Source organism: Streptomyces sp. NBC_00005 (assembly GCF_045160215.1).
GTDB lineage: Bacteria > Actinomycetota > Actinomycetes > Streptomycetales > Streptomycetaceae > Streptomyces.
Window position 1 is genome coordinate 1,840,456 of the sequence record NZ_CP108316.1, and the last position, 21,617, is coordinate 1,862,072.

22 protein-coding genes are annotated in these 21,617 nt (G+C 70.3%); 7 read left to right on the forward strand and 15 right to left on the reverse strand.

What is annotated here, in order from left to right; translation table 11 throughout:
* Positions 1-160 precede the first annotated feature (160 nt).
* Complete coding sequence (locus tag OG303_RS08830) at positions 161-1,123, reverse strand: helix-turn-helix transcriptional regulator (RefSeq protein WP_405866532.1); 963 nt, start codon at positions 1,121-1,123, stop codon at positions 161-163.
* 108 nt (positions 1,124-1,231) lie between these two features.
* Between OG303_RS08830 and OG303_RS08835 the strand changes: the two genes are divergently transcribed.
* Entirely contained in the window at positions 1,232-1,603 is a 372-nt protein-coding gene (locus tag OG303_RS08835; RefSeq protein WP_405866534.1) for a hypothetical protein, read from the forward strand.
* Positions 1,604-1,615: 12 nt separating this feature from the next.
* On the opposite strand, the gene OG303_RS08840 is transcribed toward OG303_RS08835, so the two are convergent.
* A complete protein-coding gene (locus tag OG303_RS08840; RefSeq protein ID WP_405866535.1) occupies positions 1,616-2,164 on the reverse strand; it encodes an ATP-binding protein in 549 nt (182 codons plus the stop codon).
* A 133-nt stretch (positions 2,165-2,297) separates the two neighbouring features.
* Between OG303_RS08840 and OG303_RS08845 the strand changes: the two genes are divergently transcribed.
* The 3 genes from OG303_RS08845 (at position 2,298) to OG303_RS08855 (ending at position 6,768) form a co-directional block, all read left to right on the forward strand.
* Positions 2,298-3,827 (forward strand): APC family permease, encoded by a 1,530-nt coding sequence (locus OG303_RS08845; protein ID WP_405866537.1) that lies wholly within the window; start codon positions 2,298-2,300, stop codon positions 3,825-3,827.
* Between the two features lie 125 nt (positions 3,828-3,952).
* On the forward strand, positions 3,953-5,395 hold the full coding sequence (locus OG303_RS08850) for an FAD-binding protein (RefSeq protein WP_405866539.1): 1,443 nt from the start codon (positions 3,953-3,955) through the stop codon (positions 5,393-5,395).
* Positions 5,396-5,688: 293 nt separating this feature from the next.
* The gene (locus OG303_RS08855) at positions 5,689-6,768 is read left to right on the forward strand and encodes an IS4 family transposase (RefSeq protein WP_405877143.1); all 1,080 of its coding nucleotides are present in this window, start codon (positions 5,689-5,691) and stop codon (positions 6,766-6,768) included.
* Between the two features lie 276 nt (positions 6,769-7,044).
* Here the strand turns inward: OG303_RS08855 and OG303_RS08860 are convergent, their stop codons facing one another.
* The 11 genes from OG303_RS08860 to OG303_RS08910 all read right to left on the reverse strand — a co-directional run bounded on the left by OG303_RS08860 (position 7,045) and on the right by OG303_RS08910 (position 16,307).
* Positions 7,045-8,136, reverse strand: a complete 1,092-nt coding sequence (locus tag OG303_RS08860; RefSeq protein ID WP_405866541.1) for an LLM class flavin-dependent oxidoreductase — start codon at positions 8,134-8,136, stop codon at positions 7,045-7,047.
* Positions 8,137-8,200: 64 nt separating this feature from the next.
* The gene (locus tag OG303_RS08865) at positions 8,201-9,577 is read right to left on the reverse strand and encodes an NtaA/DmoA family FMN-dependent monooxygenase (protein WP_405866544.1); all 1,377 of its coding nucleotides are present in this window, start codon (positions 9,575-9,577) and stop codon (positions 8,201-8,203) included.
* Positions 9,578-9,594: 17 nt separating this feature from the next.
* Complete coding sequence (locus tag OG303_RS08870) at positions 9,595-10,806, reverse strand: LLM class flavin-dependent oxidoreductase (RefSeq protein WP_405866546.1); 1,212 nt, start codon at positions 10,804-10,806, stop codon at positions 9,595-9,597.
* Between the two features lie 71 nt (positions 10,807-10,877).
* A complete protein-coding gene (locus tag OG303_RS08875) occupies positions 10,878-11,039 on the reverse strand; it encodes a putative leader peptide (protein ID WP_405866548.1) in 162 nt (53 codons plus the stop codon).
* Positions 11,036-11,800, reverse strand: coding sequence for a GNAT family N-acetyltransferase (locus OG303_RS08880; protein WP_405866550.1), 765 nt, complete (start codon positions 11,798-11,800; stop codon positions 11,036-11,038). The genes OG303_RS08875 and OG303_RS08880 overlap by 4 nt, the downstream gene beginning before the upstream one ends.
* A gap of 96 nt (positions 11,801-11,896) precedes the next feature.
* Positions 11,897-12,916, reverse strand: coding sequence for a transporter substrate-binding domain-containing protein (locus OG303_RS08885; protein ID WP_405866552.1), 1,020 nt, complete (start codon positions 12,914-12,916; stop codon positions 11,897-11,899).
* 92 nt (positions 12,917-13,008) lie between these two features.
* Positions 13,009-13,806 (reverse strand): amino acid ABC transporter ATP-binding protein, encoded by a 798-nt coding sequence (locus tag OG303_RS08890; RefSeq protein ID WP_405866554.1) that lies wholly within the window; start codon positions 13,804-13,806, stop codon positions 13,009-13,011.
* Positions 13,803-14,780 carry an amino acid ABC transporter permease gene (locus tag OG303_RS08895; protein WP_405866556.1) on the reverse strand — a complete coding sequence of 326 codons (978 nt, stop codon included), beginning with the start codon at positions 14,778-14,780 and terminating at the stop codon, positions 13,803-13,805. Before OG303_RS08895 ends, OG303_RS08890 begins: the two co-directional genes overlap by 4 nt.
* 153 nt (positions 14,781-14,933) lie before the next feature.
* Positions 14,934-15,092 (reverse strand): hypothetical protein, encoded by a 159-nt coding sequence (locus OG303_RS08900; RefSeq protein WP_405866558.1) that lies wholly within the window; start codon positions 15,090-15,092, stop codon positions 14,934-14,936.
* A 111-nt stretch (positions 15,093-15,203) separates the two neighbouring features.
* Positions 15,204-16,067 (reverse strand): glutathione S-transferase C-terminal domain-containing protein, encoded by an 864-nt coding sequence (locus OG303_RS08905; protein WP_405866560.1) that lies wholly within the window; start codon positions 16,065-16,067, stop codon positions 15,204-15,206.
* Positions 16,068-16,196: 129 nt separating this feature from the next.
* Positions 16,197-16,307: a putative leader peptide gene (locus OG303_RS08910; protein WP_405866562.1), complete on the reverse strand. Its 111-nt coding sequence runs from the start codon at positions 16,305-16,307 to the stop codon at positions 16,197-16,199.
* 250 nt (positions 16,308-16,557) lie between these two features.
* On the opposite strand from OG303_RS08910, the gene OG303_RS08915 reads away from it, so the two are divergent.
* Complete coding sequence (locus tag OG303_RS08915) at positions 16,558-17,835, forward strand: hypothetical protein (protein ID WP_405866564.1); 1,278 nt, start codon at positions 16,558-16,560, stop codon at positions 17,833-17,835.
* 69 nt (positions 17,836-17,904) lie between these two features.
* Here OG303_RS08915 and OG303_RS08920 read toward each other — a convergent pair whose 3' ends face one another.
* The gene (locus OG303_RS08920) at positions 17,905-18,726 is read right to left on the reverse strand and encodes an intradiol ring-cleavage dioxygenase (protein WP_405866566.1); all 822 of its coding nucleotides are present in this window, start codon (positions 18,724-18,726) and stop codon (positions 17,905-17,907) included.
* 200 nt (positions 18,727-18,926) lie between these two features.
* On the opposite strand from OG303_RS08920, the gene OG303_RS08925 reads away from it, so the two are divergent.
* The gene (locus OG303_RS08925; protein WP_405866568.1) at positions 18,927-19,700 is read left to right on the forward strand and encodes an SDR family NAD(P)-dependent oxidoreductase; all 774 of its coding nucleotides are present in this window, start codon (positions 18,927-18,929) and stop codon (positions 19,698-19,700) included.
* Positions 19,701-19,717: 17 nt separating this feature from the next.
* Here OG303_RS08925 and OG303_RS08930 read toward each other — a convergent pair whose 3' ends face one another.
* A complete protein-coding gene (locus OG303_RS08930; protein ID WP_405866570.1) occupies positions 19,718-20,455 on the reverse strand; it encodes a GntR family transcriptional regulator in 738 nt (245 codons plus the stop codon).
* Positions 20,456-20,616: 161 nt separating this feature from the next.
* On the opposite strand from OG303_RS08930, the gene OG303_RS08935 reads away from it, so the two are divergent.
* Positions 20,617-21,573 (forward strand): alpha/beta fold hydrolase, encoded by a 957-nt coding sequence (locus OG303_RS08935; RefSeq protein WP_405866572.1) that lies wholly within the window; start codon positions 20,617-20,619, stop codon positions 21,571-21,573.
* Positions 21,574-21,617 lie beyond the last annotated feature (44 nt).

Genomic DNA, 21,617 nt, shown 5'->3' on the forward strand with positions numbered 1-21,617 from the left:
GCACGGATCCGCACCACGCGGTCGGCTGGACCACAGTCCGGCGCCGGGGGAGCGGTCGGGGGTACTTCACCTTGGGGGAGGTGAGGTACCCCCGACCCATGTCCGGGTGCCACTGCGAGTTCTCACGGCGATTTCTCACGACCAGTTCTTCGGTGAGTTCTCACGGCGAGTAGCGAGCCGCCGTTTGCCGAGCCGCCCGCGCCAACTCCTCGCGCACATCGGCCGGTTCGAGCACTTCGAGGTCAGGGCCGAAGCCCAGCAGGCGGCGGCAGGCGGCGCGTGGGGAGTCGAAGTGGAGGGTGAGACGGTGCCAGCCGTCCTCCGGGTCCGGGGTCGCGCGGGTCGCGGACGTCGTGTCGCCGAGCACCTCGGGCAGGGCGGCGAGTCCGGCCGTCGTAAGGCGTACGGCGACGGGCAGTTGGTCCAGGCTCGTCTCGAACTCCGTGGTCCAGTCGGCCCAGAACGCCGCGAGGTCGAAGTCGCCGGGCCGGGTGAACCCGGCGGTCGACATCTCCGCTTCCGTGATGCGCGAGGCCCGGTGCGCGCGGATGCCGCTGTCGGCGCGGGCGACCAGGTACCAGACGCCCGCCTTCGCGACGAGCCCGAGTGGGTCCACGGTCCTGGCGACGGTACGGCCGTCCCGGCGCCGGTGGGTGAGGCGCAGGCGTCTGTCCTGGCGTACCGCGTCCACCAACACGGCCAGCCGCGGGACGAGTTCGGGCGGCCTGAACCAGGCCTGCGCGTCGAGGTGGAAGCGGGCGGCCGCGGAGTTCGTCCGGTCGCGGCCGGCCGTCGGAAGTGACGCCAGCAGCTTCAGCCTCGCCTGCGGGAGCGCGTCTCCGAGGGCGATCCGTTCCAGGGGGCCGCCCGCGGACACCGCCAGCAACGCCGTCGCCTCCTCGGTGCTGATCCCGAGCAGCGGGCTGCGCCAGCCTTCCATCAGCCGACAGCCGCCACCGGGCCCGCCGTTCGCCACGACCGGCACACCGGCGGCGCCCAGCGCCTCCAGGTCCCGGTAGACGGTTCGGACCGACACCTCCAGCTCGTCGGCGAGTTGACGTGCCGTCATCCGGCCCCGGGACTGCAGGCACAGCAGCAGCGACAGGAGCCGGTCCGCTCTCATCGGGCGATCACTTCCTCACCGTATGACCGGCGTATGGCTGACAGAGGATGTCAGCCATGGGTCCGTAGTGTCGCTCCCGGACAGCCGCCAACTCCAGGGAGACAGCACGTGATCAGCGGATACGTCATCGGTGAGAGCCTCCGTCCCGGCGCGGTGTTCCAGCCCCACGGCCTGCGCCTGCGCAAGGTCACCCGGCTCGACGTCTCGACGAGCGCGACCGCCGCGCAGCCGCAGCTGTGGACGCTCGTCGAGTGGGAGGCCGACGGCGACGACGTCGGCGGCCTGGCGGAGGCGTTCGCCGAGGCGCTGGAGCCGGCGAACGGCTGGTACGCCGACTTCACCGCCGGCGACGAACGCGTGGTCGTCTTCGCCGGCAAGGTGTTCCGCTACCGGCGCGGCGACGAGGCGGGCCGCGCCGAGGCGATCGCGTACGGACGGTCGGCGGGCACGCCCGGGCATCAGCTCGACTGGGAGGAGTGAGACGGGTGTTGTTCACGACATGGGCGGCGAAGAAATGGCCGAACTGACGGCGGCGACGCGGTGCGCGAGGTCGTCCGCGGGGATGTCGACCAGCTCGTAGCCGAACGCCCGGTAGCTCTGCTCGTGGATCTTCTCGAAGTCCAGCGACTCCTGGAAGCTGATCCGACGGGCGCCGGTGGGCTCGCAGAAGCCCAGGTTGCGGACGAAGAACACCTGGCGCTCGTAGATCTCCTGGCCGATGATGCGCTCGATCTCCGCGGTGAGTGCCCTGGACGGCGCACGTCCCAAGTACGTGGCGAGCGCGTGCGTACAGACCGGCGACCGGTCGTACACCTGGACCGAATCTGTGGCGGGAGAGCCGACCTGCCGCTGTCTTTGCAGGTCGACGATGTCGTCGATGAAGGACGCCCGGGTCCACGGCTCGTCCTCGCCGCGGGCCTGGGCTCGCGCGATGACCTCCGTGGCCGCCTCCTCGACGACGCCGTGACCCAGCTCGGCCAGGCCCCGCAGGATCGATGTCTTGCCTGCTCCCGGCGTACCGGTGAGGACGTACCGCCGCATGATCGGAAGCCTTCCCGCGCAATACCGAGGTGATGGTCAAGACTTGTACATGAACGCTTGTGCGTTTTTGTGGCGGCGGCGGATCATTGGCCGGATCCGATCCACTCGTACCCCAAGCACGCTGGAGCTCCCGGTGACCGTTGGCCAAATAGCATCCGAGCCGGCCGACGTGCCGGTCGCGGCCCAGACGGAGCGGCAGAAGCTGCGCAAGCACTTCGGCCGCTTCGACATTCTCTTCTTCCTGCTGTGCACCATCGTCGGCGTGGACACCATCGGCACCGTGGCCTCGTCCGGTGCCGAGGCGTTCACCTGGCTCATCGTGCTGGCCGCCGTGTTCTTCGTGCCCTCAGCGCTGCTGACCGCCGAACTGGGGGCCGCGTTCCCCGACGAGGGCGGGCCCTACATCTGGACCAGCCGGGCCTTCGGGCGGCTCGCGGGTGCGGTCAACAACTTCCTGTACTGGATCACCAATCCGGTGTGGCTCGGCGGCACGCTCGCCGTGTCCGCGGTCACGGCCTTCACCACCTTCTTCAACGACGGGAAGGACCTGAGCACCCCGGCCTTCTACGTCTTCACCCTGGTCTTCGTCTGGTTGGGCGTCCTCGCCGCGATCCTCTCCTTCGACGTCGGCAAGTGGATTCCGACCATCGGCGCCTGGAGCCGTTTCGTCCTCCTCGGCCTGTTCACCGTCACGGTCGTCATCTACGGCATCAAGCACGGCCTGCACGGATTCGGATTCGGTGACTTCTCCCCGACGTATGTGGGATTCGTCGGGCTGGTGCCCGTCCTGATGTTCAACTACGTCGGTTTCGAACTGCCCAACACCGCCGGCGACGAGATGACCGACGCCCAGAAGGACGTGCCCTTCGCCATCTTCCGCAGCGCCGGCCTCGCCGTCCTGCTGTACGCGCTGCCGATCCTCGGCATCCTGCTCGTCCTGCCCGTCAAGGCCATCACCGGCCTCGGCGGATTCATCGATGCGATCCGCCAGGTCTTCACCGTGTACGGCGGCCACGTCGGCTCCGACGGCACCGCCACGCTCAGCGGTGCCGGCAGCCTGCTCGGGGACCTCGCCGCGATCATGTTCATCCTCACGGTGCTGTCCTCAGGCGTCACCTGGGTCATGGGCTCCGACCGCGCCCTCGCCGTCTCCGGCTACGACGGCGCAGCGCCCCGCTTCCTCGGCGTCATCTCCAGCCGGTTCGGCACCCCGGTACGGGTCAACATCCTCAGCGGGGTGGTCTCCACCCTCGTGCTCGTCCTGGCCCACGAACTGACCGACGGCAGCGCCGCCAAGCTCTTCGGCGCCGTCCTCGGCCTGGCCGTCTCCACCACCCTCGTCAGCTACCTGGGCATCTTCCCGGCGCTCGCGGTACTGCGCCGCAAGGCCCCGGACGTCCACCGCCCCTACAAGGCGCCTTTCCCCCGCACCATCAGCGTGGTACTCACCCTGCTCGTCCTGTTCGCCAGCGTGCAGCTCGTCGCCCCCGGACTCGGCGACCACTGGTTCGGCTCCGACTACGCGCCGGACGGCTGGAGTCACGGCGAGCGCTGGAAGTACCTGCTGACGGAGGCCGTCCCGCTCGTCGGGTTCATGCTCCTCGGCGTGCTCTTCTGGGCACTGGGCAGGCCGACCCGCACGGCAGCCGCCGCCAAGGGCTGACGCGCACAGCCGGCACACACCACCGAAACCCGCCCAACTCTCCTAGGATGACCAGGAGTTGATCATTTCAAGTTGCGTGCGAGGTGGTAGTGCTCATGCCCCACACACCGTCACGACGGACCGTCATGCGCGGACTCACAGTCACCGGTGCGGCGGTGATCGGCTTCGATCCCGCCGCCCGGAGCTGGGCCGCGACCGGGTCCGAATCCGGCCCTGACCTGGCAGGAGTCCCCGCGCTGGACGGGACGCTCGTCATGGACGACGCGTCACTGGCCGAGGCCTCCGACGACTACGGCCACATCGTGCACCGCCGTCCCGTCGCCGTCCTGCGCCCGGGCTCGGTTCGCGACGTCGTCGCCATGGTCCGGTTCTGCAACACGCACCGCCTGCCCGTCGCACCGCGCGGCCAGGGACACGCCACCAACGGCCAGGCGCAGGTCAAGGGCGGCCTGGTGATCGAGACCGCGACCCTCGCGGACATCGGCCCCCTGGGACCGCACAGCACCACCGTCACCGTCGGCGCCGGCGTCAGATGGAGCGAGGTGGCCAAGGCCACCATCGCCCACGGCCTCACCCCGCCCGTCTTCACCGACTACCTCGAACTCTCCGTCGGCGGCACCCTGTCCGTGGGCGGTCTGGGCGGCCAGACCCACCGGCACGGCGCCCAGGTCGACAACGTCAGCGAACTCCACGTCGTCACCGGAGCAGGCGAGTCGGTGCGCTGCTCCGCCACCCGGCACCCCGACCTCTTCCACGCCGTCCTGGCCGGCCTCGGCCAGTGCGCGGTCATCGTCGGCGCCACCCTCCGCCTGGTGCCCGCGCCGGAGACCGTACGGCACTACCTGCTGCCCTACGACGACCTGGAGACCCTGCTCGACGACCAGCGCGCCCTCGTCCAGGAGGGCCGCTTCGACTACGTCGAAGGCCAGGTCTCGGCGGACACCGACGGAGCCTTCCGCGTCCACACCCTGGAGGCCGTGGCCTACGGCCCGCCGGTCGGCCCCGCACCGGACGACACGGTCCTGCTGCGCGGACTGCGCCACAACCCGTCCGGCGTCCAGCACACCGACCGCCCCTACTACGACTTCCTCGACCGGATCGCCCCCGCCGTCGAAGCCCTGAAGCAGGCCGGCCTCTGGTCGTACGCCCACCCCTGGCTCAACCTGCTGATCCCCGGCAGGTCCGCGGTCACCGTCACGGGGGCGGTGCTGGACGCTCTCACCCCGGACGACCTGGGCCCCGGCGTCGTCCTCGTCTACCCGATCCTGCGCGAGCGTCTGACCACGCCCCTCCTGCGTGCCACGGACGACGAAGTGCCGTACCTCTTCGCCGTCCTGCGCGCCACCCCTCCGGACGACACCGCCACCGTCGACCGCCTCCTCGCCGCCAACCGCTCGGCCTACGAGGCGACCGCGGCGGTCGGCGGCACGCAGTACCCGGTCGGCAGCATCCCCTTCACCCGCGCGGACTGGCGCACCCACTTCGGTTCGGCCTGGCCCGCGCTCAAGGCGGCGAAGCGCACGTACGACCCCCGGGGGATCCTGGTCCCCGGCCAGGGCATCTTCTGATGCCGCTCGGCTGACCGGCGCGGACGGTCGGCACTAGGGCCCTTCTGATGGATCTCCGTGGAGGAAGGAGCGGCGTTCGGTGCGTGCGATCGGCGTGCGGCGTGGAGGGTCATGTGGCGGAGCCACCTGGCCCTTCGCGCCGTGCGGTTGGGGGTCCCCCCACGCCCTTGAGGCCAATGCCGTTGCTTTTGCGAGGGCCGGGCGGTTGAAGTCGTGTGCTGATATCGCGACTTGAGCGACTGGGGTTGGGAGTCCTGACCCGGTCGTGTCCGCCTGAGCTGGTGGACCGGGTGGTGGGTGAGGCAGGGCGTTCGGAGAAGCGTCGGCGTCTGTTGTCCGCCCGGTTCACGGTGTACTTCGTCCTGGCGATGTGCTTGTTCCCGCAGGCCGACTACCTGGAGGTCCTGCGGCTGGTGAAGACCGGCGACAAAGGGCTGCGGTCCTGGTCCGGGGTGAACAAGTCGTCGCTGAGCAGGGCCCGGCAGCGGCTCGGCTGGCCGGTGATGCGGGAACTGTTCCGGTCCGTGGCCCGGCCGCTCGGCGCTGACGGTGAGCTGTTCCGAGGGCTACGAGTGCTGGCCCTGGACGGGATACTTCTGGCCGTGCCCGACTCCGCGGGCAACAACGATGCCTTTGGCAAGTCCGGCTCCCAGCGCAGTCCCATGGGTTATCCGCAGGCCAGAGTGGTCGCGGTGGCCGAGTGTTCTTCTCACGCCGTCCTGGACGCCGCGATCGGCGGTTTCAAGGATTCCGAGCGCATCGTCTCCGACGCTCTGGACGCCCATATCGGGACGGGCACGCTGTTACTGGCCGACCGGGGACTGTGGGGTCTGGCCCGCTGGCACCGGCTCCGGGACCAGGGAACACACCTGCTGTGGCGCATCGAACGACGCAAAGCCCGCCGAGTCCAGGACGTTCTGCCCGACGGCAGCTACCTTGCCCGGATCGAGGCGAACAAACACAGCAAGGCGGCCGGAACCGTCAAGGCGCCGCCGGCGCTGGTCCGGGTAATCGAGTACCGCGTCGACGGGCAGGCCGACATCGTCCGGCTCATCACCAGCCTGACCGACCACGAGAAGTACCCCGCCGAAGAACTCGCCGTCCTCTACGCCCGGCGCTGGGAGATCGAGCTCGTCTTCGATGAGATCAAGACCCACCAACGCGGGCGGCCGGTGCTCAGGTCGCAGACACCGGACGGCGTGCGGCAGGAGATCTATGCGCACTTGATCGTGCACCATGCCACCCGGGATCTGCTGGAGGAGGCCGCCCGCCTGCACTGCAGCATCGCTGAGCGGACCTCGTTCACCCGGGCTCTGCACGTCGTCCGCCGCTCTGTGATCTCACCGAGCGGCTTTTCCCCCCTCAGCCCGTAAGAGGGACCGACGCCTGGGACTCTCTGAAATCGGTCGCAGTCTGCTGCCCCGCCGAAGATCCCGTGACTGCCCTCGCAAGATTCGTTCCTGCGTCACCGGCTACGTCAGCAAAGCTCCTGACGAACCCTCCAGCAGCCGTCGCCCACCGGTCGCCGTGACCTTGAACAACCGGTGGCACGACCACTAAAGCAACGGCATTGCCCTTGAGGCAGTGGGGGAGTGCGTGCCGAACGTCGCGACGCCGCGGAGATCCATCAGAAGGGCCCTAGGAGCAGGTCAGACCCTGGCGGGCTCCTCGGTGGTCGCCGGTGCCGGGAGCACCGGGCCCCAGTCGAAGGGCGGGTCCGGGACGGCCGTCCGCAGCGCCGGAGCCACCGCCGCCTGGAACAGCTCCAGCGAGTCGCGGTGCTGGACGTCGGTGAGTCCGCTCGCGTCCGCGTGCAGATGCACCACCGTGTGACCGAACTGCTCGTGGTAGCGGTGCACCTTGTCGACGACCTGCTGCGGGCTGCCGATCAGCGCCGAGCTGCGCTCGACGAAGTCCTCCAGGGTCTCGAAGACGATCGGCAGGCCCACCTTCTTCTGGAAGGCGAGGTTGCCCTCGAAGACCGGCCGGTAGGCGGCGAGCGCCTGCTGCGTCGTGGGCGCGACATACACGCCCGCCGTGCCCGCACCGACCGCGATGCCGGCCGGATCGTGGCCGTAGTGCTCCCAGCGCTCGCGGTAGTACCGGATCAACTCGGCATACGGCTCAATGGGGTTGGTGACGTTCGCCGAGAAGAGCGGGTCGCCGTGGCGGGCGGCGAGGTCGACCGACTCCTTGCTGGTCGCGCTGCCGTGCCAGACCCGCACGGGCTGTTGATACGGCCGCGGCCAGACCTCCGCGTCCGTCAGTTCGGGGCGGAAGCGGGTCGCCGCCGTGACCTTGTCCTGGCGCCAGATCTGCCGGAACACCTCGTAGCTCTCGGCGTTGCGGTCCCACTGGTCCTCGGGCGTGACCTGGAACAGGTCCCGCTGGGCGGCGCCGTTGCCCTTGCCGATGATCAGGTCGAGGCGCCCGTCGGAGAGATGGTCGAGGGTCGCGTAGTCCTCGTACGCCCGCACCGGGTCGAGGAGGCTGAGCGTCGTCACGGCCGTGAACAGGCGGATCCGCTTGGTCAGTGCGGCGATGTGGCTGAGCACGACGGGCGGCGAGGAGGAGATGAACGGCCGCTCGTGCCGCTCCCCCACACCGAACCCGTCGAAGCCCAACTCCTCGGCGAGCAGGGCGTTGTCGAGCACCTCACGGAACCGGTCACGGGTGGGTTTCTGTACGCCGGTGACCGGGTCCGGGCGGTGCACGATCAGGGTGATCGCGAGGAACTTCACGACGCGGTCAGTGTGGGCGTCTACATCGCCGGCCGACTCCTGGCGTCGTACTCCGCCGACGGCGTCATCGTCGCCACCCCGACGGGTCCGCCGCCTCGTCGGGGTGGGCGAGGCCCAGCTGGTGGCGGAGGGTCGGGCCCTCGTACTCCGTGCGGAACACGCCCTGTTCCTGGAGCAGCGGGACGACCCTGTCGACGAAGTCGTCCAGGCCGGTCGGGGTGATGTGCGGGGCGAGGATGAACCCGTCGCTGGCGTCGGCCTGCACGAACTCGTTGATGGTCCTGGCGACGGTGGCCGGGGAGCCGATGAAGTTCTGGCGGTTGCCGGTCTCGATGACCAGGTCGCGGATGGACCAGTTGTTGGCGGCGGCGAGCTCGCGCCACTCACGGGCGGTGGCCAGCGGGTCGCGGTACATGCGCACCTGGGCGCGGCCCTTGGCGATGTGGGTGTCGCTGACGTCCGGGTCGACGTCGGGGAGCGGTCCTTCCGGGTCGTACGACGACAGATCACGGTTCCAGACGAACTCCAGGTGCTTGAGGGCGGTGGCGCCGCTGACCTGCTGGCGGCGCACCTCCTTGGCCAGCTCCTCCGCCTCGGCGTCCGTGTCGGCGAGCGCGAAGGTCGCCGCGGGCAGGATGAGCAACTGGTCGTGCCGGCGGCCGTACTTGGCGAGGCGGTTCTTGACGTCCGTGTAGAAGGCCTGGCCCCCCTCCAGGGTGGCGTACCGGCTGAAGATCGCGTCGGCGCTCGACGCGGCGAACTCGCGGCCCTCCTCGGAGTCGCCGGCCTGGAAGATGACCGGCCTGCCCTGCGGGGAGCGCGGAACGTTGAACTGGCCGTGGATGTCGAACTGTTGGCCGCTGTGCACGAAGGAGCCGGCCTTCGCGTCGCTCAGGAAGGTGCCGGTGGCCTGGTCGGCGATGATCTCGTCGCCGTGCCACGAGTCGAAGAGTTCGCCCGCGGTGACCAGGAACTCCTTGGCGCGGGAGTAGCGCTCCTCCTGCGGGAGGAAGCCACCGCGGCGGAAGTTCTCACCGGTGAAGGCGTCCCAGGAGGTGACGACGTTCCAGGCGGCACGGCCGCCGGACAGGTGGTCGAGGCTGGCGAACTGGCGGGCGACCTCGTAGGGCTCGTTGAAGGTCGAGTTGATGGTGCCGGCCAGGCCGAGGTGTTCGGTGACGGCGGCGAGCGCTGCCAGGACGGTGAAGGTGTCGGGACGGCCGACGACGTCCAGGTCGTAGATGTTCCCGCCCTGTTCACGGAGCCTGAGTCCCTCGGCGAGGAACAGGAAGTCGAACTTGGCGCGTTCGGCGGTCTGCGCGAAGTGGACGAAGGAACTGAACTCGATGTGGCTGCCGGCCTTCGGGTCGCTCCACACGGTGGTGTTGTTGACGCCCGGGAAGTGCGCGGCCAGATGGATCTGCTTCAGCGGCTTGCTCATGTCGGTGTCCCTCCGGCTCAGGCGGTGGCGGCGTAGCGGTTGGCGGGGCGGGTCAGGCCCAACAGACCGCGCAGGGTGTCGGCCTCGTAGGCGGTGCGGAAGGCCTCGCGGCGCTGGAGTTCGGGGACCAGACCGCGGCTGATCGCCGGCAGGTCGTGCCCGGCGACGGCGGGCCGCAGCCTGAAGCCGCTCAGCCCCGCCTCCGCCAACTCCTGGAGCAGGTCGGCGAGTTGGGCGGGCGTACCGGCGAAGATGCGTGCGTCGCTCGGGTACGGCTCTCCCGCGAGGGCGTCGAGGCGGGCGCGTCGGTCCTCGGCGGCGGCCCGGTCGTCGTCGAGGAAGACCACCAAGTCGCCGAAGACATGCAGGAGTTCACCGGTGCGCCCGGCGGCCTCCTGCTCGGCGCGGATCTCAGCGACGATCGCGCGGGCCTGGCCGGCGTCGTGCGGGGTGACGTAGCCGACGTCGGCCTGGCGGGCCACCAGCCGGTACGGCACGGTCTGGTGGGCGAGGGCGGTGACCAGGGGCTGGCCCTGCGGCGGGCGAGGCGTGATGGAGGGGCCTCTGACGCTGAAGTGCCGGCCCTCGAAGTCGATGTAGTGCAGCTTCTCGCGGTCGACGAAGCGGCCGGTGGCGACGTCCCGGATCTCGGCGTCGTCATCCCAGCTGTCCCAGAGCCGGCGCACGGCCTCGACGTAGTCGGCGGCCTCGTCGAAGAGGTCGGTGAGCCGTTCCTGTCCGGCCGGGCTCTGGAGTTCCTCCAGGTTGATCGGCGGGAAGGTGCGGCGGCCGAAGTGGTCGGCCTCGTGCGGGCGGGCGGTGATCTGCACGCGCAGGCCGGCGCGGCCGGTGCTGACGTAGTCGAGGGTGGCGATCGCCTTGGAGATGTGGAACGGCTCCGTGTGGGTGGCGACGACGGTCGGCACGAGACCTATGTGCCGGGTGAGGGGCGCGATGCGGGATGCGATCAGGACGGCGTCCAGGCGGCCGCGTACCTGGTCGGTGCGACCGTCCAACTCGCCGTAGTGCGAGGACTGCAGGCCGAGCCCGTCCTCGAGGGTGACGAAGTCGAGCAGCCCGCGCTCGGCCTCGGCGACCTGGTCGGCCCAGTGGGCGGCGGTGAACAGGTCCCGGGGGCGGGCGACCTGCTCGCGCCAGGAGGCGGGGTGCCAGCCGGTGCCGTCGAGGGCCACGGCAAGGTGCAGGTGGGAAGCGGGGGTTGAGGACACGAGGGTGCCTTCCTGGAGGTCCGTACGAGAGCGCCGGCCCGCGAGAGGGGCGACGGCGGTGGGCAACGGGGTCAGGAGCAACAGAGGGCGCCGGCCACGCGCTGGAGGTCGATGTGGGGCCGGGAGTGGAGGCGGACGCGACGGCGCGGGTTCAGGACACGCAGACGGAGTACACGTGTCATGGGGTGCGCCTCCGTCCGGTCGCCTCTCGACAGGGACAACTGCGTGGTCATGCCGTTTCTTCCAGGACGGCGGCCGCGGTTTCCCGACGGCCTGCGGCTTCGGCCGGCCGCGCGCCCGTGGGCCGTACGAGCGCGAAGACCGTAGGGCGGCGGAGGGTGAAGCCGATCGACTCGTACAGCCGGATCGCGTCCGCGTTGTCGGCCCTGGCGTGCAGGAAGGGCCGCTCGCCGCGCTCCTTGATACCTGCGGCGACGGCGCGGACCAGCCGGGTGGCCAGGCCACGGCCGCGGTGGGCGGGGTCGGTGCACACGGCGCTGATCTCGGTCCAGCCGGGCGGGTGCAGCCGCTCACCGGCGAGGGCGATCAGCCGGCCGCGGTGGCGGATGCCGAGGTAGGTGCCCATCTCTACGGTGCGGGGCAGGTAGGGGCCCGGTTCGGTGCGGGCGACCAGGTCGAGGATCTCGGGCACGTCGTCGGGGCCGAGCGGTACGGCTTCGGGGTCGGGCTCCGCCCGCAGGCCGGTGTCGACGAGTTGGACTCCCCGGCCGGTGCGGACGACCTCCCAGCCGTCCGGTGCCTGGGTCACACCGCGGACGGCGGCGGTGCCGCCGGGGCCGGTGAGGGTGGCCAGGTCCGCCCAGGCGCGCGGGTCCTGCAGAGCGGTGACGGCGTGGAAGGGGGCCACGTCGAGCGGGTAGCGGGCGGCGCGGCCGACGCGCTCGGCGAGGTGGGCGTGGGGTCCGGTGAGCGCGGCCCAGGCGGGGTTGTCGAGGACGTGGGAGGAGGTGGTTTCGATGCTGGCGGTGGACATCGTGTGACGGTCTCCGGGCGGGTGCGCGGGGTGGCGGGACTCGACGTGCGGGGACCCCGCCGCGGGGCGGCGGCGGGGTCCCCTGCGGGCGGCTGGTCAGGAGTTGTCGAGCGGCAGCCCGGGCGGGTTGACCTCGGACTTGGCGACGGCCTCGTTGGAGAGGTTCCAGGCCTTGAGCCACTGGGCGTACTGGCCGTTCTTGATCAGGTAGTTGATGGCGTCGGCGACGGGCTCGGCCAGGCCGCTGTCCTTCTTGGCGGTGGCCGCGATCAGGCCCTGGAGCGAGGCGCCCGCGCCCGAGAACGTTCCCGCGCTGCGTGTCGCGTTGGGCGTGCTCGTGGACTGCCTGACGTGGTAGGCGATGCCCGGGTTGGGGCCGAAGAAGGCGTCGATCTTGCCGCTGCTCAGCGCCAGGTAGGTGCCGTTGCGGTCCGGGTAGTACTTGACGGTGAGCTTCTTGCCTTCGCTCTCCAGCTTCTTCTTCCACTCCAGGAGGATCTTCTCCTGGTTGGTGCCGGAGCCGACGGAGACCGTCTTGCCCGCGAGGTTCTTGTAGTTGCCGTCGAAGTTCCACTTGCTGGACTTGAGTACCTCGAAGCCGAGGTTGTCCTGCCGGTAGGAGGCGAACTCGTACTTCTTCTTGCGCTCCTCGGTGTCGGTGATGTTCGAGAAGCCGACGTCGACCTTGCCGCTGTCGATGCCTACGAAGAGGTTCTCCCAGGTGAAGTTCTTCTGCTCGGGCTGGAGGCCGAGGACGGCGGCGACGAGGCGGCCGAGGTCGGGCTCGGCGCCGGTGAGGGTCTTCTGGTCACTGCCCACGTAGGCCAGCGGCGCGAACCCGGAGGGCAGGGCGCCGATTCCGATGACCAGTTTGCCGCTGCTCTTCACGGACTTGGGCAGTTCGGCGCTGATCGACTTCACCTCGGAGACCTTGAGGGTGGTCTGCTTGGCGGCGCCGTTCGAGAGCTGTCCGACGGTCACGCTCCCGGAGGCAGCGGTCGTGGTGGCGGCGTCGCTGTCACCACCGCAGGCGGCGAGCCCGGTGGCGAGGGAGGCGACGGCGGTCGCCGCGGTGATGCCGCGTATCAGGCTGCGTCGGGTGAAGTGGGTAGACATGGCCGTTCCTTGTCGCTCAGGGAAGGTGATGAGGGCGGTGGCGTGGGGGGAGGTCGTGGGGCGCGCCGTGGGGTCGCAGGGGTGTGCGCGGGTCAGAGGACCTTGCTCAGGAAGTCCCTGGTCCGCTCGTGCCGGGGCTTGTCGAGGACTTCGGAGGGCGGGCCCTGCTCGACGATCCTGCCGCCGTCGATGAAGACGACCCGGTCGGCGATCTCGCGGGCGAAGCCGATCTCGTGGGTGACGATGACGAGGGTCGTACCGGTGGACGCCAAGTCCTTGATGACGGCGAGGACTTCGCCGACGAGCTCGGGGTCGAGGGCGGAGGTGGGTTCGTCGAAGAGGATGACGCCGGGGCGCAGGGCGAGGGCGCGGGCGATGGCGACGCGCTGCTGCTGGCCGCCCGACAACTGGCGCGGGTAGGCGCCGATCTTGTCGGCGAGTCCGACCCGGCCGAGCAGTTCGCGGGCCAGTGCCCGGGCCTCGGGCTTGCCGAGCTTGCCGGTCGCGACCGGTGCTGCGGCCACGTTGTCCAGCACCGTCAGGTGCGGGAACAGATTGAAGTTCTGGAAGACGAACCCGATCCGGCCGCGCTGGGCGAGGATGGCCCGCTCGCTCAGCTCCTTCAGGCGGTCGCCCTGCCTGCGTACGCCGATCAGCTCGCCGTTGAGGCTGACGTAGCCGATCTCCGGCTTCTCCAGGTGGTTGATGACCCGCAGCAGGGTGGACTTGCCGGAGCCGGACGGGCCGAGGATCACGGTGACCTCGCCGGGCCGCACGGTCAGGTCGACGCCGTCCAGCACCCGGTGGGTGCCGTACCACTTGTGCACGTCGTGCACCTCTACGGCGGCCGGGGTGATGTCCGCCAGCGGCTCGAGTGTCTTCGCGGTCATACGGCGGCCTCCCGGCGGATCCGGGCTCGCAGGTCGGTGAGACCGGTGCGGAGCTTCTGCAACGGCGTCGGCGGCAGGTTGCGGGTGGCCCCCCGGGCGTAATGCCGCTCGACGTAGAACTGGACGACCGACACGAGGCTCGTGAGGATCAAGTACCAGACGGTGACGACCAGCAGCAGCGGCACGATGTCGCCCGGGTAGGTGGCGCCCATGGTCTGCGCGGTGCCGAACAGGTCGAGGAGGGAGACATAGAAGACCAGTGAGGTGCTCTTGATCAGGCCGATGAGCTGGTTGACGTAGTTCGGGGTGATCGACCGCAGCGCCTGCGGGAAGACGATCTTCGTGAACTGGTAGCTCTTCGGCAGGCCCAGCGCCGCTGCCGCCTCGTGCTGGCCCTGGTCCACGGAGAGGATTCCGCCGCGGACGACCTCGGCCGCGTAGGCCGCCTCGTTGAGGCTGAGGCCGATGACGGCGATCACCATGTCGGTGGCGAGCTTCGACTCGTCGAAGGAGAAGAAGGCAGGACCGAAGGGGACGCCGACGCTCAACGTCTTGTACAGGGCGCTGAAGTTGTAGAGGAAAAGCAGGACCACGATGAGCGGGATGGAGCGCAGCGCCCAGATGTAGGTCCAGCTCACCGCCCGCAGTACCGGGCTCTTCGAGAGCCGGGCCAGGGCGAGGAGGATGCCGCCCAGGAGGCCCAACACCGCGCTGTAGGCGGCCACTTCGAGGGTGATGAGCAGTCCGTCGAGGATGGTCGGCCGCAGGAACCAGTAGCCGAAGCGGTCCCACTGGTAGAAGGGGTTGGTCGTCAGGCCGTGGACGAACTGGGCGACGAGCACCAGGACGACGGCGGTGGCGATCCAGCGTCCGGGTCGTCTCAGCGGAAGAACTCGCTGTGCTGTAAAAGGTTTTGACGGTTCGTCGGTCGGCGGCGCCACGGGGAGGACGGCGGTGCCTGGGGGTTCACTCATGGAGGGCTCCGGCAGAGGAGGACTCCCCGGACCGCCGTCACCTGCGCCGCGACAGCATGCGGCGAACGGACACGCACGGTACCGGGGGCTGGGCGGAAGACGGCACACCGCGCGTGCGGTGTTCGTCAGGGATGCTGGGGTTGCGGAGAGGTGTCAGCCCCGGCAGCGGGCGCAGCCCGGTGCGGTACACAGTGCGCTGTTCACGCGGAGCAGATCGACGGCGCGGTTGGCGGCGAACAGGTTCAACAGGCTGGCGCACGGCTGTACGCGGCTCTGGAGGCCGCGTGCGACCGTCCTGGGAGCTGCGTGCATGGCGTCACCGTCACTGTTCCTGGCCCTGTGGGCCTCGCGCTTACCGAACCGAGCCGTCAGTTAAGACAGTTGCCCGAAAGAATGTCAACGCCGGTCCACCGTGTGGAACGGCTAGTGGGCGGCGTGTGCCGCCCAGTCCAGGATCTGGACGGCCGCTCCGGCGGCCTCGAGTCCCCGACAGCGGGCGTGGTGGCGGCGCTCGATGCCGTCCAGGTCGAGATGGGAGCCGAAGGCCGGGTGGGCGGCCAGGCGGCGGGCGTAGGCCCACAGGGTGGGGTGGTCGGCGATGCGCTGCACGGCGGAAGCATCCAGGTGATTGCGGTGCACGGTGTCGAGTTGGACCAGCGCGACCCACAACTCGACGTCCGCGGCGGTGATTTCGTCGCGGATCATGTACGTGCGCCCGTCGAGCCACCGCTCCAGCGCGCCGAGCGTCTCCAGCAGCGCGTCGAGGGCCGCGTCGCGTTCCGCCTGCTCGACGCCGGCCGCCCCGGCGCGCTGTGCGGCGCCCTCGATGCCCTGCGCGCACATCTGCTCGACGGCCTCGATCTCCGACTCTGCGCCGCACGGGTACGGCGAGGGGCGGTCGCTGCCGAAGCGGCGGGCGAGGTCGCGCATGATGTCCGGGGCGTGTGTGCTGACGATCCGTCCGGACCAGTCGTCGCTGAGCACCGGCGCGACGGCCGGACCGGTGTAGCGGTGGGCACTCGCCTCGTACAGCGGGCGCAGGGCGGAGTGGCCGCCTTCGGCCGTGTCGGGGACGGCGGGCAAGAAGGTCGCCGGGCAGACGGTGTCCAGGCCGAGCAGGCTGTGGGTGACGGCGATGCGCAGGCCGTCGGGACACGCGGTCGACAGATGGAGGCGGTAGCGGCACGGGACGGCGTAGTGGCCGCTGCGTGCGTCGCTGCCGATCCGGCCCCGGAAGGCGGGCGCGGGACGGTCGGAGATGTGGGCGGCCAGCGGTGTGACGGACATGGTTCTCCCCGGGAGCGGGCGCGGACGTACGCGCGGCGGAAGCGACGTCGGGCAACTGGGCCGTACTCACCTGTGCGCGCCGGACCGGACGACGCCCGAAAGGGCACGGTCGGCGCGGGGTGGTCCGGCTCAGCCCTGGGGGCCGATCGCACTGCAGACTCGCTGCAGATCGATGTGGCGGCGGGAGGTCAGAAGAGGCGAACGGATCACTCGGACGGTGACCGACTCAAGGCGCCTCATGCTTCCCTACCTATTCACTAGGATTCCTCTCAGGAGTGTCGGTCCGCCCCGGGGTCCCGTCAAGAGGGCCGGTCCGCATCGTGGACAGCCCGGTGGACACGGGCGCGAGGACACATACCCCTCACGTCACCGCCGCGCCCCCGGCCCCAGTGCAACCATCGGGTACCCCCGCGTGTCTCCTGTGGTGGAACTCGCGTTCCCGCGCAGTTCGTTCGCCCGTCGCCGATGCTTCACTCGGAGGACCCCCCACATGCTCCAGAGCTCTCCCGGCCTTCGCCCGCTCCGCCAGACCGCCGGCGCACTCGGCGCCGTCGCCCTGATCGCACTGGGTGCCTCGCCGGCCGTCGCCGACGACGACCCGGCGACCGGGCTGGTCCTGGGAAAGATCGCCGCGATCGACGGTGCGAAGCCCGGCAGTGACTTCGACGTGCCGGTCACCTTCACGAACACCGGCACCAAGGCCCTCGACAAGGTCTGGCTGTCGTACGCCGTCACGCGCGGGCTGAGTCACCAGGATCTGCCCTCCAACTGCCTTCGCTACGACGTCGGTTCCTACGACGAGATACCGGAGTCCTCCGACGCGATCTGCGAGTTCGACCAGACCGTCGAACCCGGCGTCGTCTACGCACCCGAGAAGTCACTGACGCTGAACGCCACCGACCACGCCCTGTACGACAGACTTCGGGTGGTGGTCGAGGACTCCGACAACCCGCCTGGTGACCCCGTTCCGGATCCCGTGCACGGGACCGCCCCCGCGGTGAAGCTGGTCGAGGTGCCCGACGCCACTCCGGCCGCGCCCGGCAGCGCCGAGCACGACGGCTGGGACGCGGTCGACGTTCCGGTGACCGCCGCCAACACGGCCGACTTCCAGGTGTCGGGAGCCCAGCTGAAGGGCAAGGTCGGGGACACCGTCGACCTGACGGTGAAGTTCACCAACGCCGGGCCCGGCTGGGTGCTGAGGCCCCCGGGCACCCCGGCGACCCAAGTGCTGATCAAGATGCCCGCGGGGACGACGGTGACCAAGGGCCACGGCTTCTGCGACAAGGTGGCCACCGGAAGCTACAAGTGCGGGACCGCCGAGTCCTGGATCGACGAGGGCGACGGCCAGACGTACACCTTCAAGCTGAGGATCGACAAGGCGGTGTCGGGGGCGAAGGGTTCGGTGGCGCTCGCCGGCAAGTCCCGGCCGTTCGACGAGAACAAGGCCAACGACAAGGCCGACATCGCGCTCGACGTCACGGGCGGCGGATCGACGGGCGGTGACGGTTCCGCGGGCGGCAGCGGCTCGACGGCCTCCACTGGAGGCTCCGGCTCCACGTCCACCGGCGGCTCCGGCTCGTCGGGCGGCACTTCCACCACGGGTGGTTCCTCCACGTCCGGCACCTCGGGCTCCACCACCGTCGACGGCGACCTGGCGAGCACCGGTTCCGGTGCGACCCTGCCCGTCGCGGGCGCGGCGGCAGCGGCCGTCGCCGCCGGCGCGGGTGCCGTCCTGGTGGCCCGCCGCCGTCGTGCCACGAGGCGGTAGATCCGACGCTCCTACCGCACCACGCAGGCCGGCCGGGGACCTGGGGGACCCCGGCCGGCCTTTTGTGTGTCAGCTCGTGCTCACACCCACGGTGAGCGTCGCCCTGTACCCGTCGGAGACGCTGTCGCCGAGCGCGGTCAGGGTCAGCAGGCCGGAGGAGGCGCCGCCGCCGCCGTAGATGGTGTCGTCGTCGAGCTGGGTCTCCTTGGTGGTGTTGTCGGAGTACGGCGAGATGGCCTGGATCTCGGTGTTGATGTCCGGGTCGAAGAACAGCTGGCCGGTGTGGATGATCTCGCCGCCGGTGTACGAGTCGTCGGTGAGCGTCACGTCCGTGTGGACCCTCATGTGCACGTGGACCGCGCGGGAGACGTAGTGCCCGGGCCAGATGGAGATGAGGCTCACCTGCCCGTTCTCGTCGGTGAGTTGGCCACCGCGCAGGAAGGTGCCGTCGTCCTCCTCGGTGTGGCCGTTGCCGCCGACGAACCCGGAGTACTCGCCGAGCGAGTCGCAGTGCCACAGCTCCACGAGGGCGTCGGCGAGGGGCGCGCAGTCGTTGGCCTCGTCGACGACGGTGAAGGTGTACTGGACCTCGACGCCCTCCTTGTCCTCCCGGATGTCCTCGCGGACGAGGGCGCCTTCGAGGGAGTACGGGCCTTCGGTGACCTCGGCGTTGAGGGTGCACACGCCGCTGCTCGTGGTCGTGGCGGAACCGGCCGAGCGGGCCTTCGCGACGGCCTTGGTCTCCGGTGCGGCCGTCGCGGTGGCCGCGAGTCCCAGACCGGCGACCGCCGCCACCGCGCCACCCGCGGCGATGACATGACGGCGGTTCACGGTGCCGTTGGCCTTGCTCTTCACTTCGTCCTGCCGCTCTGCAGGAAGGTTATCTGTCATGGACGCGGAAACGTAGGAACGGCCGCTGTGAGAGGCATGGCACCGGACTGTCATTTCCATAAGCGTTCCCACCCAACTGTCGACAGGATAGCGCCTTTTCGAGTTACGCACCTCTTGACCGCCCCATAGTGCCGACACTAGGAAGGGGGGGGACGAGCCGCGTCGCGGTCTCGTACGACTGCCTCGAGAAGGGGGTCCACGTGACCGGCAGGCTCTCCGGCAAGGTCGCACTCGTCACCGGCGCGGGCGCCGGGATCGGCCAGGGGTGCGCGCTGCTCTTCGCCGAGCAGGGCGCGAGCGTCGTCGGCTGTGACATCGACCCGGCCGCGGCCGAACGCACCCGCAAGGCCGCCGCCGACAGGGGGTTGGCGGTGGAGGTGCTCGCGCCGCTCGACATGACCGTCCCCGCCGACGCCCGGCACTTCGCCGACCAGGCGTACGAGCAGCACGGCCGGATCGACGTCCTGGTCACCGCGGGCGCGATCGCCCCGCACATGGCGACCGCCGCCGAGATGGACTTCGGCGCGCAGTGGACACCGACCCTGCGCGGCGAGATCGACGTCGTCTTCCTGCCCGTACAGGCCGTGTGGCCGCACATGGAGGCGTCCGGGGGCGGCTCGATCGTCAACTTCGCCTCGGTGAACGCCTTCCGGGGCAGCGGGACCTTCGGGATGGTCGCGCACTGCGCGGGCAAGTCCGCGGTGCTGGGACTGACCCGTCAACTCGCCGTGGAGGGAGGCCCGTCGGGCATCCGCGCGAACACCGTCTCACCCGGCATGGTGCGCACGCCCGCCACCGAGTCCGCCGGGGCCCACGACGGCGCGGCCCGGGAGGCCCTGCTGGCCCGCATCCCGCTGGGCCGGGTCGGGACCCCCGAGGACATCGCCTGGTGCGCGGTGTATCTGGCGTCGGACGAGTCGGCGTGGGTGACGGGCGGCAACTTCCCCGTCGACGGCGGAGTGCTGGCCAAGTGAACTGTTCCCAGGGGCCGTTACGAGGCCGCCCGGCGCCGGCGGGCGGGCTTTCGGCCGTCGCCGTCCTGCTCCAGCTGCTCCTCCACCGCGCGCTGGGCGCGCACCGTCGCCCCCGCGATGAGGGCGGAGGCGAGCTCCCCGTCGCGCTCCTCGACGGCCTGCAGCAGCCGTTCCTGGTCGTCGATGCTGTGGGCGAGGCGGCCGGTCCGGGTCAGGCTCAGGTGCCGCAGCATCAGCGTGCGCAGGGCGAGCGAGTCCAGGATCTGCTTCAGCGTGGCGTTGCCGACGATCTCGGTCATCCGCTCCTGGAGCAGCACATGACCCCAGAAGTACGCGTCCACGTCACCGTCGTCGGCCAGCTTGCGCATCCGCTCGACCCGGGTGCGCAGCTCGGCCAGCTCCTCGTCGCCCGCCCGGTCCACCAGCAGGCCCGCGAGCATCGCCAGGAGCTGCTTGCGCACCTGGTAGATGTCCCGGATGTCCTGCCGGGAGGGCGCGGCGACCCGGGGCCGGCGGCGCGCCTTCATCTCGACCAGACCCTCCTGCTCGAGGAGCATCAGCGCCTCGCGCACGGGCGTACGGCTGGTGTCGAACCGGCGTGACAGATCAACGCTGTTGAGGTCCTGCCCGGGTTCGAGCCGGCCCTCGATGATGCCGGCGCCGACCCATTCGGCGATCTGCGCGACCAGCGGCTCGCGCCGGTCCCGCAGCCGCAGGAGGCGCTCCAGCACGAGGTGCGTGTCCTGATCGGTCATGCGGCACTTCTCCCTGCCTGCTCCGGGCTCACAGCCAATACAACGGTGTCGACACTATCTCACCTGAAGACGCGCCTACGCGGGCGTCCCCCGCTTCTCTTACCTACTCCTGTCGGCTCCTGTCGACAGAGAATGCCGAACAATGGAAGGAACTAGAACGCATGCCGCAAAACCGAATGAATCAGCCGAGCCTCAGCAGACGCGCGGTGGTCGGGGGCGCCGCGCTGGCCGCGCTCGCGGCGACCGGCGTCAACCAGGGGACGGCCGAGGCCGCCGCCTCCGCGGACGAGCCGTGGGAGCCCGTGCCGGTACCCGAGCAGGTACCGGCCACCGAGTACCGGATCCCCGTCTCCGGTGACGGCAGCCTGTGGTGCTGGGACACCGGTGGTGACGGGGAGGCCGTCGTCCTGCTGCATCCCGGCTCCGGCAGCGGGGAGAGCTGGCCGTACCAGCAACCGGTGCTGGCGGAGGCCGGCTTGCGTGTCATCGGCTACTCGCGGCGCGGCGCGTACCGGTCGGTGGCGGGCACCAAGGCGGAGGCCGAAACCGCCTCCGGGGACCTGAACACCCTCGCCGACCATCTGGGCCTCGACCGCTTCCACCTGTCCGGCTCGGCGGCCGGCGGTCCGGTGGCGATCGACTACGCGCTCTCGTACGAGGACCGGCTGCGCAGCCTCACCGTCTCCGGCAGCATCATGGGCATCATGGACGCGGAGTACCAGGAGCTGACCGCGGCGCTCCAGCCCGACCCGTTCGGCGACATGCCCGTCGACTTCAAGGAGCTCGGCCCCTCGTACCGCGGCGGCGACCGGGACGGGGTGGCGGCCTGGCTCGAGATCAACGCCCGTGCCAGAACCTCGGACGCCTTCGCGCAGTCCCTCACGCACGAGATCACCTGGTCGGCCCTGGAGACACTGACCCTTCCCGTCCAACTCCTCACCGGAGACGCCGACTTGTACAGCCCGCCGTCCGTCATGCGCCTGAACGCCGGGCATCTGCAGGACGGGCGGACCCATGTCGTCCGCGAGGCCGGCCACAACCCGCACTGGGAGCAGCCGGCCGCGTGGAACCGGCTGCTGATCGACTTCGTAGGGCGGCACGGCGGCGGCCGCTCCTGACAGCGGTGGTCGCTCCTAGGGCCTGTCCGGCGGATCAGGTCGGC

What these genes read in the sequence shown, in the direction of transcription:
- OG303_RS08830 (WP_405866532.1), bottom strand. Translation starts at nt 1,123, where the DNA reads ATGAGAGCGGACCGGCTCCTGTCGCTGCTGCTGTGCCTGCAGTCCCGG.
- OG303_RS08840 (WP_405866535.1), bottom strand. Translation starts at nt 2,164, where the DNA reads ATGCGGCGGTACGTCCTCACCGGTACGCCGGGAGCAGGCAAGACATCG.
- OG303_RS08850 (WP_405866539.1), top strand. Translation starts at nt 3,953, where the DNA reads ATGCGCGGACTCACAGTCACCGGTGCGGCGGTGATCGGCTTCGATCCC.
- OG303_RS08865 (WP_405866544.1), bottom strand. Translation starts at nt 9,577, where the DNA reads ATGAGCAAGCCGCTGAAGCAGATCCATCTGGCCGCGCACTTCCCGGGC.
- OG303_RS08875 (WP_405866548.1), bottom strand. Translation starts at nt 11,039, where the DNA reads ATGACCACGCAGTTGTCCCTGTCGAGAGGCGACCGGACGGAGGCGCAC.
- OG303_RS08880 (WP_405866550.1), bottom strand. Translation starts at nt 11,800, where the DNA reads ATGTCCACCGCCAGCATCGAAACCACCTCCTCCCACGTCCTCGACAAC.
- OG303_RS08885 (WP_405866552.1), bottom strand. Translation starts at nt 12,916, where the DNA reads ATGTCTACCCACTTCACCCGACGCAGCCTGATACGCGGCATCACCGCG.
- OG303_RS08890 (WP_405866554.1), bottom strand. Translation starts at nt 13,806, where the DNA reads ATGACCGCGAAGACACTCGAGCCGCTGGCGGACATCACCCCGGCCGCC.
- OG303_RS08895 (WP_405866556.1), bottom strand. Translation starts at nt 14,780, where the DNA reads ATGAGTGAACCCCCAGGCACCGCCGTCCTCCCCGTGGCGCCGCCGACC.
- OG303_RS08900 (WP_405866558.1), bottom strand. Translation starts at nt 15,092, where the DNA reads ATGCACGCAGCTCCCAGGACGGTCGCACGCGGCCTCCAGAGCCGCGTA.
- OG303_RS08905 (WP_405866560.1), bottom strand. Translation starts at nt 16,067, where the DNA reads ATGTCCGTCACACCGCTGGCCGCCCACATCTCCGACCGTCCCGCGCCC.
- OG303_RS08910 (WP_405866562.1), bottom strand. Translation starts at nt 16,307, where the DNA reads ATGAGGCGCCTTGAGTCGGTCACCGTCCGAGTGATCCGTTCGCCTCTT.
- OG303_RS08915 (WP_405866564.1), top strand. Translation starts at nt 16,558, where the DNA reads ATGCTCCAGAGCTCTCCCGGCCTTCGCCCGCTCCGCCAGACCGCCGGC.
- OG303_RS08920 (WP_405866566.1), bottom strand. Translation starts at nt 18,726, where the DNA reads ATGACAGATAACCTTCCTGCAGAGCGGCAGGACGAAGTGAAGAGCAAG.
- OG303_RS08930 (WP_405866570.1), bottom strand. Translation starts at nt 20,455, where the DNA reads ATGACCGATCAGGACACGCACCTCGTGCTGGAGCGCCTCCTGCGGCTG.
- OG303_RS08935 (WP_405866572.1), top strand. Translation starts at nt 20,617, where the DNA reads ATGCCGCAAAACCGAATGAATCAGCCGAGCCTCAGCAGACGCGCGGTG.